This is a genomic window from Mesorhizobium sp. AR07, from assembly GCF_024746815.1.
Classification (GTDB): Bacteria; Pseudomonadota; Alphaproteobacteria; order Rhizobiales; family Rhizobiaceae; genus Mesorhizobium.
In genome coordinates this window covers 1,316,917-1,331,463 of the sequence record NZ_CP080525.1, presented here as the reverse complement: position 1 = coordinate 1,331,463, position 14,547 = coordinate 1,316,917, and the positions used below count along the sequence as shown (strand labels likewise).

Here is a 14,547-nt window from a genome sequence, read left to right as displayed (position 1 = left end):
TGGTTTACGCGCCTTCGACGACGGAAAAGCCCTCGAACTGCGGGTGGCCCAGGTAGTGAACCTTTGTCGTGCCGACATTCCTGTGGGCGGCGCGAAAATTCTCGGACCTGGTCCAGGCGACAAAATCGTCATGGCTCGCCCACACCGTGTGCGACGCAAACAGCGTGTAGCCTTCGGTCTCGTTGACCGGGCCGCGCAGCAGATGGAATTCCCGAAAGCCCTTCATCTCCGCAAGACTGGAATCGCGGTTCTTCCAGACGGCTTCGAAATCGGCTTCCGAGCCGTTCTGCACCTTGAAGCGGTTCATGGCGATGTACATCGGGTTCCTTTCAATGTTGATGAACTGTGATTGTTGGCGCTTGGGTTTTACAGCGCGCCGGGCGCTCAGAATGGACCGACCGGTGCTTTGAACCGCCAGCTTAACAGGCCGGTCTCAGGGGGGATGGGAGGAAAAGGGGCCTGTTGGCGTACAAGGTCCAAGGCGAATCGATCGAGCTCCGGAGAGCCTGAACTCCTGGCAAGTTGCAGGTCACCGATGTTGCCGTTGGCCAGCACCTCGAATGCGACCAATGCGTTATTGCGAGCCTTCGTTTGCGCTGTTTTCGAAATGCGGCGGTTGGCGCGAGCCAACTTGCTTGCCACCTCGCCGCTGTAGCGAGACGCAGCCGCATTGCCGGCATCAGTCTGCTTTCTGCCTTTGCTGGCAATTGCCGCCTTAATTTCGTGGCCATCCGCCGTGCCGCGCTTCTCAAATGCTTCGCTTGCAGTTGCCGGCGCGGCTGCCGGAGTTGGCCTGACGCTGGGAATCGGCGGCTGCTCTGGAACGGCGACAGGCGCCTCGGCGCTCTCAGCCTGAACGGTCGGCTGTGCCGGCATTTCAGCCTTCGGCGCCACGCTCTGGCCATCGGAGCGTGGGGCGCTAGCCACCAATATGTCCGGCGTCACCGCAGGCTGTTTGACAGGTTCCGGCAAAGGCTTCGGGGGCGGCTTCGTCGCTTCCGGCGCGGGCTGGGAAGGCTGCGTTGGCGGCGTCGGCCTGGCCGCCTTTGCCGGCTCTGGCTTGGTCGGTTGCGGGTTCGGCACCAGCGCAACATTTATTGCCGCCGGATCACGATCCAACGCGCTGCCGACAACGTTGGTGCCCGACTGATCGCTGCCTTCCGACTGCATGGCATCCTGGGAATCGAATGTCCCCGAGGGCGAGATCAGAAAAGCCGCCGCGACCGCGGCATGGAGCAGGCAGGAGACGACGATCGCCGCCGTCCATTTGCGATTCCAGACCGACGGCCGTGGTTGCGCAAGCGGCTCGGTTGGCGTTATCGCCAGCTCGGCGCCGGCGTTGGGGAGAGGGTTGATTTCCTGCATGTCTCGCCGCGAGACCTGCAGCGACCCGCGCAGAATTGTCAAATCAAGATCGTTTGGTCCGAACGACAACACATGACAGCCGGCCAAGGGCCAAGCCGCCGGGTTTCGCGTGAATGCAGGATGCAGTCCCACCTCAGACGCCGAAAGCGATACCGGTCTTGGTGTCCGTCTTCAGCTTGCGCATGCAGGCATTCGGCTCGACGCCCGCACCCGCGCATTCCGTCGCGCTGTTGATCAGCACACGGCTGACCTTGGCGCAATCGGTGCCGGCCAGGTCGAACCGCGTCACCTTGGTCTTACCGGCCGGCAATTCCTTGAAGTCGAGTACGGTCAGCCGGTCGACGACACCGGCTTCGTTGAACAAGGCGATCTCGAACGCCGCCTTGGAGAGGTCGGCGCCGAGAGTGTTGTTGACCACGAAGGTCAGGCGGCAGCCCTTGTCGGAGGCTTGCGCGCCATTGAGTTCGAGGGTCAGGGCGGGGACCGGCGCGGACTGCTCAGCCCACGCCGGAACCATCGCAAGCGACATCGCCACCGTCGAGGTCAGCAGACGAAGCGATGTCATCAAGCTCGTCATTGTCGTCAGCCCCCAAAACGCATCGTCGCGGCCAGTTTCAGCGTTATGCCCGGTTCATGGACGGCAACCGTCGTGCTGCCGTTCAACGGGTTGGCGTATTTGACATCGAACAGATTGTCGGCGCGGAAATCGACCTTCAGATTGTCGGTCGCCTGATAGCTGGCAAAGGCGTTGACCAGCGTATAGTTCTTGGCCACCGCATTGCCCTTCGGCTTGCCATTGTACTGCACCTCGCCGCCGACGGTGAGCTTGTCCTCGAGGAAGCGCAGACCGAGCTGGGCCGTGACCTGTGAGGACGGGATGGTGGCGAGGTCCGCTTCCACACTCTTGTAGGAAATGGTGTGGCCATTGGTGATCGAAGCGGAGAGGCCGGCATAGCCCCAGCCGGCGTCGTAGACGCCTTCCAGCTCGAAGCCATTGATCTTGGCCTTGGCGAAATTCTGGTACTGGAAGCAGATCGGGATGCCGGGACCAAAAGGGCAACCGCTGGTCGGGTTGAACGGCGACAACGTCACGCCTTCGATGTAGTCGTCGACATCGTTGTTGAAATAGGCCGCCTTGATGCGGAGTGCATCGCCGGATTCGAGAATATCGTTCTGCTTGTAGTTGATGCCGAACTCCGTCGTCTTGCCGGTTTCAGGCCGCAGATTGGGGTTGGGCAGGAACGGGAAAGAAACGCCCGCCGGATGGTTGCCGCTGATCAGCGTCTCCGTCAGCGAGGGCGACCGGTAGCCTTCCGCATAGGTGCCGTAGAATTGCAGGCCGGCAAGGCCTGCGCTTTCGAAGGGCGAGACGCCGACAGTGACTCGCGGCGACAGCCGATCGCCAGACGTGTTGTGGGTGTCATCCTTGAGGCTGTAATTGTCGTAGCGCAGCCCGGCGATGACTTCGAGCCACTCCCAGGTGAGCTTGTCCTGGACATAGCCGCCGGACACGTTGCGCTTGCCCGAAGGCGTATAGAAACTGTCGCCGCCGGCTGCGCCGCCCGTCTTGACGTTGTCGCCGACCCAGTCGCCGCCATAGGTCAGTTCATGCGCGATCCCGCCGGTTTCGAAGCGTGACGTGTTCCAGATGTCGATACCGGTGGTGCCGACGTCGAACGTCGATTGCGATCCCGCCGGCAAAACAATCGGAAGGCCCGTGACAGGGTCGAATCGCCTCTGAGCGACAAGGCTGGTCAGATCGAGGTTGGTCTTGTTGTAGGAGGTGTTGATGTGGAGATCGAGCCAGCTCTTGTCTTCGTCCGTGATGTTGTAGCGGGCGGTGAAGGTGTTCGACTTCAGGTCGACGTCGTTGACCGGCGCGCCGCCGCTGATCTCGTCCCAACCGTCGCTCGAGCCGACCCAGCCGAGCTTCAGCTCGCTGTTGTCGGTCGGCCGGATGGTGGTCTTGAGGAGGCCGCTGAGCACGTCGAAGCCGGTGCCCTTGACGACGTCCCCACCGCCGTCCTTGTAGTCGTCATAGTTGCGGTAGACGATGTTGCCGAGCGCGTCCCAGTTCTCGTTGAAGCGGTAGGCGCCGGATGCGCTGGTGGTCCAGCCCTTGCCGTTGCTCTCATAGCGCCCGGTGACGGAACCAGCCCATGTCTCGTTCGGCTTGAGGAAGTCCTCGGCGTCCTTGGTGTCGAAGAAGACGACGCCGCCAATGGCGCCCGAGCCATAGGTGTTGGCGACGGGACCACGGATCACGTCGACGGATTTGACGACTTCGGGGTCGATGTAGAAAGTCGACTGCGTGCCGTGGTCGGAGCGCTGAAAATCCTGACGCGCGCCGTCGACGATGACCGCGACACGGCCGAAATCCTGCAGGCCACGGATGTTGATGCTGGAGCTGACGTGCCTGGCATCAGCTTGTGTCGTGACGCCGGGCACGCCGAGCAGCATCTCGTTGGGTGTCGTCGCCATGCGGCGGTCGAGTTGTTCCTGATCGACATGGCTGGCCGATGCCAGCGACTCGATCGCCGTCTCACCGGTGCGGCTGATAACGAGAATCTTGTCGAGCAACGTCGCGCCCGCCGGGGCGTTTTCCTGCCCGGTCTTCGATTGATCCGTCTGCTGCGTTGCCTGCTGGGCGTTGGCGAGTGGCGTGAGGAGGGCGATTGCCGCCACACTTGCCAGCAAAGCCGCCGCACCGTTCGCCGCGGACCAGCCGCGTTGATTCCAAACCAATAACCCCATGCCCCAACTCCAAAAATCCAGGTTTCATGCTGGCTGGCCTGGGCTTGCTGGCATTTTTGATCGTATCCGGTGTCTTAAATGTTGACTCATTTAATCCGGTATTGCACTGACTAATAAACATGACTATCCAAGTCAAGAAATGAATCGGCACTCACGTAACGCCTAGCCAGACGCCCGGCACAGGAAAGGGATCGATCCAGATGAACACGCACAATCCCAACGATTTTCGCTATCGCGTCCGCCGTTCCGACGATGCCTCCACCCGCTTCGACCGGGTTCCGCTGGCGGTACGCACTCTCTCCAGCAACACCCTGTTCCAGGGTGAGCACGAGATCGGCATCGAGCATCATGGCGCGCTCTACCGGCTGAAAATCACCCGTCAGGGCAAGCTCATTCTCAACAAGTAAGGCAGTAGGGACGAGACACATGGACCAGCGCGTAAAACCCGCCCCGCATGAAATCCGGCGGGCACGGACGGAAAATCCGAAGACGCGCGAGCGTGATCTGGCTAGCCAACTTGGCATTTCGGAAGCCGAGCTGGTCGCCGCGCATTGCGGCGACGGCGTCGTTCGCATCGAGCCGCGCGTCAACGATCTTTTGACCGGCCTCGAAGCCGTCGGCGAAGTCATGGCGCTGACCCGCAATGAAAGCGCCGTACACGAAAAGATCGGCGTCTATGACAAGGTCGTCACCGGCAACCACAATGCCATGGTGCTCGGCGAAAACATCGACCTGCGCATCTTCCCGAAAGTCTGGGCGCACGGCTTTGCCGTGGAAAAGCGCGATGGCGACGACATCCGCCGCAGCCTGCAGTTCTTCGACGCAGCCGGCGAGGCGGTGCACAAGGTGCATCTGCGGCCGGCCTCCAGCCTTTACGCCTACCAAAAGCTGGTTGCCGCGCTCGAATCGTCGAATCAGGAGCCTTCGGTCGACATTTCAGGACCGATCTCCGACGACGAGGTCCAGGATGCGGAAGCGATCGCCAATCTCGACGATCTGCGCGACCGCTGGAGCCGGCTGACCGACGTGCACCAGTTCTTCGGCATGCTGAAAACGCTGAAGCTCAGCCGCCGGCAGGCGGTGCGCATGGTCGGCCAGGACTATGCCTGGCTGCTCGACAATGATGCCGTCCGTGCCATGTTCCATCATGCCGCCGAGGGCGAAATGCCGATCATGTGCTTTGTCGGCAATCGCGGCTGCATCCAGATCCATTCCGGCCCGATCAAATCCATCAAGCCGATGGGACCATGGATCAACGTGCTGGACGAGACCTTCCATCTGCATTTGCGGACCGACCACATCCACGAGGTCTGGGCCGTGCGCAAGCCGACCAAGGACGGTCATGTCACCTCGCTCGAGGTCTATGACGCCGATGGCAAGATGATCATCCAGTTCTTCGGCAAGCGCCATGAAGGCGAGAGCGAGCGCGACGACTGGCGATTCCTGGCGGAGAACCTGCCGCGCATCCCAAGCCCGACCGCAGCCTGAGGACGATAGAAATGGTTTCCTTCTCAAGAATGGCGCCTGTTCTCAGGCTGGCGCCCATTCTAAGATCAGCAATGGGGCCGGCGCTCGGTCTTTCCCTGGCCTTTGTCGCCTTGCAACCCGGCAACGCCGCGGAGGGCGCGACCGTCTTTGCCGATCCCTCGAAGATCGCGGCCATTGGCGGTTCGATCACCGAGATCGTCTATGCGCTCGGCGAGGAGAAGCGTCTGGTGGCTCGCGATTCCACCAGCCGCTACCCAAAAGAAGCGCTTAAGCTGCCCGATGTCGGCTACATGCGCCAGTTGTCGCCGGAGGGCGTCCTGTCGGTCAATCCGACCGGTATCCTGGCACTGCACGGCAGCGGTCCCAGGGAAGCCGTCGATGTGCTGAAGAAGACGAGCATTCCCTTCATCGAAGTGCCCGAGCACTATAGCCACGAAGGCATCCTGGAAAAGGTCCGCATCGTTGGCAAGGCTCTCGGAGTCGACGCCAAGGCCGAAGTGCTGGCCAAGGAACTCGATGCCAAGCTCACGGCCGCCGAACAGAAGACGGCCTCTATCAAGGAGCGCAGGCGCATCCTGTTCGTGCTGTCGATACAGGGCGGCAAGATCCTGGCCGCCGGCAGCGAGACCGCCGCCGACGGCATGGTCAAGCTGGCGGGCGGGGTCAATGCCGCGGAAGGTTTTTCCGGCTACAAGCAAATGTCCGACGAGGCGATCGTCACCGCCAGGCCGGACGTGATCCTGATGATGAGCAATGCCGGTCCCCCGGTATCGGACGACGAACTGTTCTCCAACCCTTCGATCGCCTCGACGCCGGCGGGTGCCGCACGCAAGCTGATCCGCATCGATGGTGCCTATCTGCTCGGCTTCGGGCCGCGCACGGCCGACGCCATCCACGACCTCGCCGTCTCGCTCTATGGCGGGCAGGTCACGGACTGAGCGGGGCAGATCATGGTCGATCAATCGATCGCCGGACCGGTGAAGGCGATGGCGGGTGCATCCGAAGGCGATCGCTCGGGCCGCGCCCGTATCGTTATCCTGCTGCTGTGCCTGGGGCTCGTCATTGCCGTGCTGCTGTCGCTCACGTCAGGAGCATCGGACGCGTCGGCCGTCAACGTCATCAGCGGTTGGCTGTTCGGCACCGTGCCGGCCGACGCCGCGCTGAGCGCCCGCGACAGCCTGATCGTCCACGACATCCGACTGCCGCGCGTCGTCCTCGGCATGCTGGTTGGGGCCGCACTTGCGGTCTCCGGCGCGGTCATGCAGGGGCTGTTCCGCAATCCGCTCGCCGACCCCGGCCTGATCGGCGTTTCGGCCGGCTCCAGCCTTGGCGCGGTTGCCGTCATCGTGCTCGGCGCCACGGTGCTGGCGCCGGTGACGGCCATGCTCGGCACGCTCGCGCTGCCGCTGGCGGCCTTCTGCGGCGGGCTCGCCACGACGCTGGTGCTCTATCAGGTCGCCACGCGACGGGGGCAAACCTCGGTCGCCACCATGCTGCTCGCCGGCATCGCGCTGACGGCGCTCGCCATGGCGCTGACCGGCATCCTCATCTTCATGGCCGACGACCGCCAGTTGCGCGACCTGACTTTTTGGCAACTCGGCTCGCTCGGCGGCGCGACCTGGGCGAAGATCGCTTCGGTCGGACCAATCATCGTGCTGGCGCTGGCGGCGATGCCGTTCCTGGCGCGCGGCCTCAACGCGCTGGCGTTGGGCGAGGCGACCGCCGGTCATCTCGGCATACCGGTGCAACGGCTGAAATACACGGCCATCGTCGGCGTCTCGGCGGCGGTCGGTGCCTCTGTCGCCGTCAGCGGCGGCATCGGCTTCGTCGGCATTGTCGTGCCGCATTTGCTGCGCCTGCTGATTGGGCCGGACAATCGCTATCTGTTGCCGGCGTCGGCGCTGCTCGGTGCGTCGCTGCTGCTCTTGGCTGACGCCGTCGCGCGCACCATCGTGGCGCCGGCCGAATTGCCGATCGGCATCGTCACCGCGATCGCCGGCGCGCCGTTCTTCCTGTGGATCCTGCTGCGCAAGCGCGGCGTGGCTGATTTGTAAGATTTGGGGATTTGTAAGATTTGGAACCTGTGAGGCTTGGATGATCGAAGCAAGGGATGTTTCCGTGGCGATCGCCGGCACACGCATCGTTACCGGTGTCGATTTCGCCGCGCGGCCAGGCGAAGTGGCGGCCATCGTCGGCCCCAACGGCTCCGGCAAGACGACCTTCCTCAAAGCGCTATCGGGAGAGCTTGCTTACACCGGGCATGTCGCCCTCAACGGCCGCGATCTCTCGGCGATGAAGCCGGTCGAGATTGCCGCCCAGCGAGCGGTGCTGCCGCAAGCGACGGCGCTGTCGTTCCCGTTCACGGTGCGAGAGGTGGTCAAGCTCGGCCTTGTCGGCGGCCGTTCGGGTGTCCTGCCGGGCGAGGACATGCGGCTGCCGGAACGGGCGCTGGCGCGCGTCGATCTCGACGGTTTTGCCGGGCGTTTCTACCAGGAGCTTTCGGGCGGCGAGCAACAGCGCGTCCAGCTTGCGCGCGTGCTGTGCCAGGTCTGGGCGCCGGTGCTCGACGGCAAGCCGCGCTATCTGTTCCTCGATGAGCCGGTTTCCAGCCTCGACATCAAGCACCAGCTGATCATCATGAACATCGCCCGCGACTTCACCAGAAGGGGCGGCGGCGTGGTCGCCATCCTGCACGACCTCAACCTGACGGCCATGTTTGCCGACCGGATCTTTGTCATGCATGGCGGCAGGCTCGCCGCCACCGGGTCGCCGCAGGATGTGCTGAGCGACGATCTGATCGAAAAAGTGTTCGACTGCCGGCTCAGGGTCGGCGTGCTGCCGGCCGGCAACGTGCCGTTCGTGTTGCCGCAATCGTCGGTCAGTTGATATTCAGGTGAGGCCGGCCTGCGAATGACGGTATCCTGCGCTCCCGGTACTCACGTACCCAAACGTACGCTCCGTTCCGGTTCTCGGAACCACCATTCTCGACTCGGCCTGACCTGAATCTCAACAGACCTGGTCGATGTGCTCTGGTTCAGGCAGCCGGGGCGCGGCGCTCCACCAGCATGTCGATGCCGAGCAGGTTGCGCACGTTTGGCCGCGCCGCGACCAGGTCGGCGATCGTGTAGCGGGCGAGGACGGCGAAGAACGCGTTCAACGCCTCGCGCAACGCCGAATTCAGCGCACAGCTGTCGACCAGCGGGCATTCGGCGGCATCGTTCTCGAAGCATTCGGCCATGGCGAAGCTCTCTTCCGTCACACGCACGACATCGAACAGGCTGATGGCTTCGGCCGTCCGGCCAAGCTTGACGCCGCCATTCCTGCCGCGCACGGTCTGGACAAGGCCATGTTCGACCAGCGGCTGCAGGATCTTGAACAGGAACAGCTCCGACACCGAATAGGCGGCGGCGATCTCGGGGATGCGGCTCAATCGGTCATCGTTCGCCGCGCAATACATCAGTATGCGCATGGCATAGTTGGTCTGGCGCGTAAGCCGCATTTTGTCCTCACAAGGCGCTGGTGCGGTGCAACCACGCCAGATCTGGAATTTTTTGCTGATGCGGCTTTGATCCGGAATTTCGGATTCGCCACATTGGCCTGGGCGGAATATGGCCTATACCTTGGAACAATTCCAGACTAGCTGCCCATGATAGATGAATATTCTGCTCAACTTTATGTGCGCAGCGGCAGGATGTGAGGCAAAATCGACTGTCACGGGCAAATCGGCTGATGAAACACTAAATAGGCCCGAGATTGACGAGGAGCGGCTCATCCATGTCACAATCGGCTCCGCCCCTGGCGCCTGTCCGTTTCGATACCGATGCGCATGCCAAGCTTTCCGCGTTGCGGCGGACAAAGTTTGCCGCCACGGCAGCGCTGGCGCTTTGCGTGGTGGTGTTTGGGCTCGCCAAGTCATTCGAGCACGCCTATCCGTGGCTCGGTTTCGTCGCCGCCTTTGCCGAGGCCGCGACCATCGGCGGCCTGGCCGACTGGTACGCGGTGGTGGCGCTGTTCAGGCGGCCGCTGGGGCTGCCGATCCCGCACACAGCCATCATTCCCGAGAACCAGAGCCGTATTGCCGACAATCTCGGCCGCTTCATCGAGGTCAACTTCCTCGCCCCGGAACCGGTGCGTGAAAAGCTTGCCGAGGTCGATTTTTCGGCGCTCGTCGCCGACTGGCTTGCCGATGCCGAACGCGCCGCCGGCCTGTCGCGCTTCGTCGTGCGGCTGGTGCCGCAGACGCTCGCCGCCGTCGAGCAATCCGGCCTGCGTGGCTTCGTCACCAGCCGCATGCTCGAGCAGATCGAAAAGGTGCCGCTGGCGCCGCTGGCCGCTGAGCTGCTGTCGGCGCTCACCGACGACCGTCGCCACCAGAAACTGTTCGACGAATTCACCAAGGTGATCGGCCGGTTCCTCAACGACGAACAGGCGCTGGCGACGATGCGCGAGAAGATCCGCGAGGAACTGCCGTCGCTGTTCAACCTGTTTCGTGCCGACGCTTATCTCCTGAAGAAGATCGTTGCCTCGGCCGGCTCGCTGCTCGACGAGGTGCGGGCCGATCCCGACCACCCGATGCGCGCCGAATTCGACCGTTTCGCGCAGGCCTTCATCGAGAAGCTCAGGACATCGAAGCAATATGCCAAACGCGCCGAGAAGCTGAAGCGCGATTTCCTCGCCCGGCCGGAGGTCAGGGGATTGGCCGGCGACATGTGGGCAAGCCTCAGCCAGTTCATCGAGCAAGATACCAAGGCGCCTGAATCGATCATCCGCGCGCATCTCGCCAACATGCTCGTCGAGGTCGGCCGGCATCTTGCCGGCGATGCGCATATCAGGGCCGACATGAACCAGGGCTTCGTGGTGGCGCTCGCTTCGTTCGTGGAGAGCCAGAAGAGCGGCGTGTCGAAATTCATCGCCGACCAGGTCAAGCGCTGGGACCTTGCACAGCTGACGCGGCTGATCGAGATGAACATCGGCAGGGACCTGCAATACATCCGCTTCAACGGCATGATCATCGGTGGGCTTGCCGGCATCGTGCTCTATGTCGCCGAGCGGCTGTTCCTCGTCGGCTGACGTCCGTTCGGGCCTGGGCCGATTCCACTGCGTTCGAATGGACACGCAGCACTTCGGTGCTATTCTCTCGTCCGGGAGCCCAATCGGCGGCGACAGGGGAGAAGACCAGCATGGCCAAGCAACCGGATTCCGATTCCTTCATGGACATGTTCGGCAAGTTCGGCCGCGACCTGAAAGTGCCTAACGTCGATATCGAGACGATTCTCGCGCATCACCGCAAGAACCTCGAGGCGCTGGAGAAATCGGCGCGCGCCAGTGCCGCCGGCGCGTCCTCGCTGTTGTCCAGGCAACGCGAGATGCTGCAGGACACGCTGCGCGAGGTCACCGACATGGCGCAAAGCTACAGGGCGCCGGGCAACCCGCAGGAATTGATGAGCAAACAAACAGAGTTCGCCAGAAAATCCTTCGAGGCGGCGTTGAAGAATGCCAGCGAAGTGGCTGAATTGGTCAAGAAATCCGGCACCGAATCGGTCGACATCCTGCGCACGCGCATCAAGGAGGCGATGGAGGAAATCCGCGCCGGCTACGACAAGAAGTAGCGGCCTGCGGCCAAGGTGGCTTTGTTGCCGCCGTCAGCCCTGAAAGCCAAGAAATCCCGATTTGACCTGCCACTGCGCCGGGCCGCATGGCACCATTGCGGCCAAAATCGGCGGAACGGATTCGCACAGGGCGAATTGACAGGGGCCGCCAGTTCGTGGTCCGGAGGCGTTGGAAGCGATCGGGAAACCAGGAATGACTGAAATACGGCCTAAGACGCCGCCGACCTACGAGCAGTTGAGGACGATGGCTGGGCAGGAGCTTGGTGTGTCGGAGTGGACGACGGTCGACCAGAATCGTATCGACCAGTTCGCCGAATGCACCGGCGACCATCAATGGATCCATGTCGATCCCGAGAGGGCGCGACGGCAAAGCCCGTTCCGCACCACGATCGCGCACGGCTACCTGACGCTGTCGATCATCGGCGCGCTGGCGCTCGGCATGGGCATCGTGCCGGAAAACACCCAGGCTGCCTTCAACTATGGCTTCGACAAGGTGCGTTTCCTGGCACCGGTCAAGGTCGGCGCGCGCATCAGGCTGCGCTCCACGCTGCTGTCCATGGAGGACAGAGGCCCCGGCCAGTATCTGATGAAAGCGGCCAATACGGTCGAGATCGAAGGCGAGGAAAAGCCTGCTTTGACGGCTGAAACATTGGTCATGCTCTATGAGCGCCGCAAGCGGGCAGGGGCCTGAGAGCCTATTTGGGAATTCTACTCAGGCCGCCATCTGATGGCGTCGTGCCTTGCGAAGCATTGGGCACCGCGCGGCCAGCGGCGTGGGCTGAGAGAAGCGCAAAGAGCAGTGCGACCAGGGCCAGCGCCGTTGCTGTCTGAAAGGTGAGTTGCATCCCCCGCGCGGCGGCCTCTGAACTCAGAATATCCTCGCGCAGCGCTGGTTGCGCGACTGCGTGCGGGAGGTCTGTACGGCTCGCTAACCGATGACAACGCAATATCAATGCGCCATCGCCGCCTCGAGCACCTTGAAGATCCGCTCGTCCGCGCATTGGGCAACGTTGAAGCGCAGGAAGCGGCTGGCCGTTTGGGACAGGCTGAACGCATTGCCGGGCGCCAGCACGACGGCGTCGGCCAGAGCGCGGCGGGCGACTTCGGCCGCATCGACGCGATCCGGCAGGCTGCACCACAGGAACAGCCCGGACGGCTGGTCGATCCAGGGCGTGATGCCGATCGATTTCAGGCGGGCGCCCGTCTCGCCCATGGCGAGCGAAAGCCGCGCCCGCAGCAGATCCATGTGCTTGCGGTAGCTGCCGTCCTTCAGCAGAGTCAGCACCAGTTCGGCCGCAAGCCTGCCGCCGCCGAAGGTCGTGGCGATCTTGAGGTCGGTCAGGGGTTCGATCCAGTCGCGGGGCGCTGCGATGAAGCCGCAGCGAACCGACGCCGACAGCGTTTTGGAAAAGCTGCCGATATGGATGACCCGGCTCAGGCCATCGAACGCCGCCAGCCTGGGGGCGGGGGCATGTTCGAAATCGGCGAAGATGTCGTCCTCGACGATGGTCAGATCCGATTGATCGGCGAGCTTGAGCAGCCGGTGCGCGGTGACAGGCGACAGGATCGCGCCGGTCGGGTTGTGGATGGCGGAATTGGTGATGTAGAGGCGCGGCCGATGCTCGGCCAATGCCTGCGCGAACAGTTCGATATCAGGCCCCGACGGCGTGTAGGGAACGCTGACGACCTTGGCCCGGTGGGCGCGCAGCAGGGCATGAAAATTGAAATAGCAGGGATCGTCGACCAGCACCGTGTCGCCCGGCTCGATCAGGAAACGGCAAAGCAGGTCGATGGCCTGCGTGCCCGATTCCGTCAGCATGATCTGCTCGGGGGAGGCTTCGATGCCGTGCTCGGCCATGCGCCGGGCCAGCAGGTGCCGCAGCGGCGGCAGGCCGAGCGGTGTGCCGTAGTCGGCGAGCGCGACGTCGTCGGCACGCGCCACCGTGCGCAGCGTCCGGCGCAGGCCAGCCTGGGGCATCCATGAGGCCGGCAGCCAGCCGCAGCCGGGTTTCAGGGTGTCGTCGCCTGCTTCCAGCGACTGGCGCGAGATCCAGAGCGGATCGACGGCGCGGTCGAGCCGGGGACCGATCTCGGCCAGCGACAGCGGCGCCAGCGATCCGGCGGCATAAAAGCCCGAGCCCGGCCGGGACCGGATCGCGCCTTCGGCGGCGAGCCGCTCATAGGCTTCGACCACGGTGGACTTCGACACTTGCATGGATTTGGCGAAGGCGCGGATCGACGGCAGTCGCGCCCCCGGCGTCAGGCTGCGCGCGGCAATCCGCTGGCGGATGGTCGCCATTACAGTCTCGACAAGGGTGAGTGTGTCTTCGGTTTCGAACGCTGCTACCGTCATCCGTACTGCTCGATTTGCCATTACAGTTTCATGAAATTGTACCCCATTGTCTCTAGCCAGACCATACCTGCTGGTCGATAGAGGGCGAAAGAAATGGAGCCTGGAATGGACAAGACGGCGAGCGGCTGGGTGAACGGATTCGTTGGCGTGCTGATCTTCAGCGGCTCACTGCCGGCAACGCGCGTCGCCGTGATGGATTTCGATCCGACATTCGTGACGTCGGCCCGGGCGGCGATTGCCGGACTGCTTGGTCTGGCGATGCTGCTTTTGTTTCGTCAGAAGCGGCCCGGGCGCAGGGATTTGCTGTCGCTGGTCATTGTCGCGCTCGGCGTGGTGGTCGGCTTTCCCTTGCTGACGGCGCTGGCGCTCAAGCATGTCACCTCGGCTCATTCCATCATCTTCGTCGGCCTGCTGCCGCTGGCAACCGCGATCTTCGGCGTGTTGCGCGGCGGTGAACGTCCTCGCCCGGTGTTCTGGCTGTTTTCGTGCGCGGGCAGCGCGCTGGTCGCCGGTTTTGCCCTGATGCAAGGCGTGACCGCGTCGCCGGTCGGCGATGGTTTGATGCTTGCCGCCATCATTGCCTGCGGCTTGGGCTACGCGGAAGGGGCGGCGCTGTCACGCAAGCTCGGCGGCTGGCAGGTGATCTGCTGGGCGCTGGTGCTGTCGTTGCCGATCATGCTGGTGCTGACGTTTGCGACGCTGCCGCCGTCCTTCGCCGCCGTCGGCTCCAATGCGTGGATCGGGCTGGCCTATGTCTCGCTGTTCAGCATGCTGATCGGCTTCGTCTTCTGGTATCGCGGCCTTGCGCAAGGCGGCATCGCCGCCGTCGGGCAGTTGCAGCTTCTTCAGCCCTTCTTCGGCCTCGCGTTGGCGGCGACGCTGCTGCACGAACAGGTCAGCCCGCTGATGATCGTCGTCACGCTCGGCGTGGTGCTATGCGTGTTCGGCGCGAAGAAGTTTGCAAGGTAGGTTTGGCTC

16 protein-coding genes are annotated in these 14,547 nt (G+C 63.2%); 10 read left to right on the top strand and 6 right to left on the bottom strand.

Features of this window, described 5'->3' with window-relative positions:
• Positions 1 to 4: 4 nt before the first annotated feature.
• Complete coding sequence (gene hmuQ, locus BPNPMPFG_RS06935) at positions 5 to 319, bottom strand: heme-degrading protein HmuQ (RefSeq protein WP_258594238.1); 315 nt, start codon at positions 317 to 319, stop codon at positions 5 to 7.
• A gap of 65 nt (positions 320 to 384) precedes the next feature.
• Positions 385 to 876, bottom strand: coding sequence for an energy transducer TonB family protein (locus tag BPNPMPFG_RS06930; protein WP_258594236.1), 492 nt, complete (start codon positions 874 to 876; stop codon positions 385 to 387).
• A gap of 55 nt (positions 877 to 931) precedes the next feature.
• Here BPNPMPFG_RS06930 and BPNPMPFG_RS06925 point away from each other — a divergent pair, with 55 nt between their 5' ends.
• Positions 932 to 1,150 carry a hypothetical protein gene (locus tag BPNPMPFG_RS06925; protein WP_258594235.1) on the top strand — a complete coding sequence of 73 codons (219 nt, stop codon included), beginning with the start codon at positions 932 to 934 and terminating at the stop codon, positions 1,148 to 1,150.
• Positions 1,151 to 1,498: 348 nt separating this feature from the next.
• Here BPNPMPFG_RS06925 and BPNPMPFG_RS06920 read toward each other — a convergent pair whose 3' ends face one another.
• Positions 1,499 to 1,942 (bottom strand): hypothetical protein, encoded by a 444-nt coding sequence (locus BPNPMPFG_RS06920; protein WP_258594234.1) that lies wholly within the window; start codon positions 1,940 to 1,942, stop codon positions 1,499 to 1,501.
• Between the two features lie 5 nt (positions 1,943 to 1,947).
• Entirely contained in the window at positions 1,948 to 4,119 is a 2,172-nt protein-coding gene (locus tag BPNPMPFG_RS06915) for a TonB-dependent hemoglobin/transferrin/lactoferrin family receptor (protein WP_258594233.1), read from the bottom strand.
• A 200-nt stretch (positions 4,120 to 4,319) separates the two neighbouring features.
• Between BPNPMPFG_RS06915 and hemP the strand changes: the two genes are divergently transcribed.
• From hemP to BPNPMPFG_RS06890, 5 genes are all read left to right on the top strand, one after another.
• Positions 4,320 to 4,526 carry a hemin uptake protein HemP gene (gene hemP / locus BPNPMPFG_RS06910; protein WP_258594231.1) on the top strand — a complete coding sequence of 69 codons (207 nt, stop codon included), beginning with the start codon at positions 4,320 to 4,322 and terminating at the stop codon, positions 4,524 to 4,526.
• 19 nt (positions 4,527 to 4,545) lie between these two features.
• On the top strand, positions 4,546 to 5,607 hold the full coding sequence (locus tag BPNPMPFG_RS06905; RefSeq protein WP_258594230.1) for a hemin-degrading factor: 1,062 nt from the start codon (positions 4,546 to 4,548) through the stop codon (positions 5,605 to 5,607).
• A gap of 71 nt (positions 5,608 to 5,678) precedes the next feature.
• Entirely contained in the window at positions 5,679 to 6,545 is an 867-nt protein-coding gene (locus tag BPNPMPFG_RS06900) for a heme/hemin ABC transporter substrate-binding protein (protein WP_258594228.1), read from the top strand.
• Positions 6,546 to 6,557: 12 nt separating this feature from the next.
• Positions 6,558 to 7,661, top strand: a complete 1,104-nt coding sequence (locus BPNPMPFG_RS06895; RefSeq protein WP_258594227.1) for a FecCD family ABC transporter permease — start codon at positions 6,558 to 6,560, stop codon at positions 7,659 to 7,661.
• 40 nt (positions 7,662 to 7,701) lie between these two features.
• Positions 7,702 to 8,493 carry a heme ABC transporter ATP-binding protein gene (locus BPNPMPFG_RS06890; protein ID WP_258594226.1) on the top strand — a complete coding sequence of 264 codons (792 nt, stop codon included), beginning with the start codon at positions 7,702 to 7,704 and terminating at the stop codon, positions 8,491 to 8,493.
• Between the two features lie 148 nt (positions 8,494 to 8,641).
• On the opposite strand, the gene rirA is transcribed toward BPNPMPFG_RS06890, so the two are convergent.
• Entirely contained in the window at positions 8,642 to 9,106 is a 465-nt protein-coding gene (gene rirA / locus BPNPMPFG_RS06885; protein ID WP_258594224.1) for an iron-responsive transcriptional regulator RirA, read from the bottom strand.
• Between the two features lie 275 nt (positions 9,107 to 9,381).
• Between rirA and BPNPMPFG_RS06880 the strand changes: the two genes are divergently transcribed.
• From BPNPMPFG_RS06880 to BPNPMPFG_RS06870, 3 genes are all read left to right on the top strand, one after another.
• A complete protein-coding gene (locus tag BPNPMPFG_RS06880) occupies positions 9,382 to 10,677 on the top strand; it encodes a DUF445 domain-containing protein (RefSeq protein ID WP_258594223.1) in 1,296 nt (431 codons plus the stop codon).
• Between the two features lie 110 nt (positions 10,678 to 10,787).
• On the top strand, positions 10,788 to 11,216 hold the full coding sequence (locus BPNPMPFG_RS06875; protein WP_258594221.1) for a phasin family protein: 429 nt from the start codon (positions 10,788 to 10,790) through the stop codon (positions 11,214 to 11,216).
• Between the two features lie 193 nt (positions 11,217 to 11,409).
• Positions 11,410 to 11,907, top strand: a complete 498-nt coding sequence (locus BPNPMPFG_RS06870; RefSeq protein ID WP_258594218.1) for a MaoC family dehydratase — start codon at positions 11,410 to 11,412, stop codon at positions 11,905 to 11,907.
• 258 nt (positions 11,908 to 12,165) lie between these two features.
• Here BPNPMPFG_RS06870 and BPNPMPFG_RS06865 read toward each other — a convergent pair whose 3' ends face one another.
• The gene (locus BPNPMPFG_RS06865) at positions 12,166 to 13,569 is read right to left on the bottom strand and encodes an aminotransferase-like domain-containing protein (protein WP_258594217.1); all 1,404 of its coding nucleotides are present in this window, start codon (positions 13,567 to 13,569) and stop codon (positions 12,166 to 12,168) included.
• 105 nt (positions 13,570 to 13,674) lie between these two features.
• Between BPNPMPFG_RS06865 and BPNPMPFG_RS06860 the strand changes: the two genes are divergently transcribed.
• A complete protein-coding gene (locus BPNPMPFG_RS06860; protein WP_258594216.1) occupies positions 13,675 to 14,538 on the top strand; it encodes a DMT family transporter in 864 nt (287 codons plus the stop codon).
• Positions 14,539 to 14,547 lie beyond the last annotated feature (9 nt).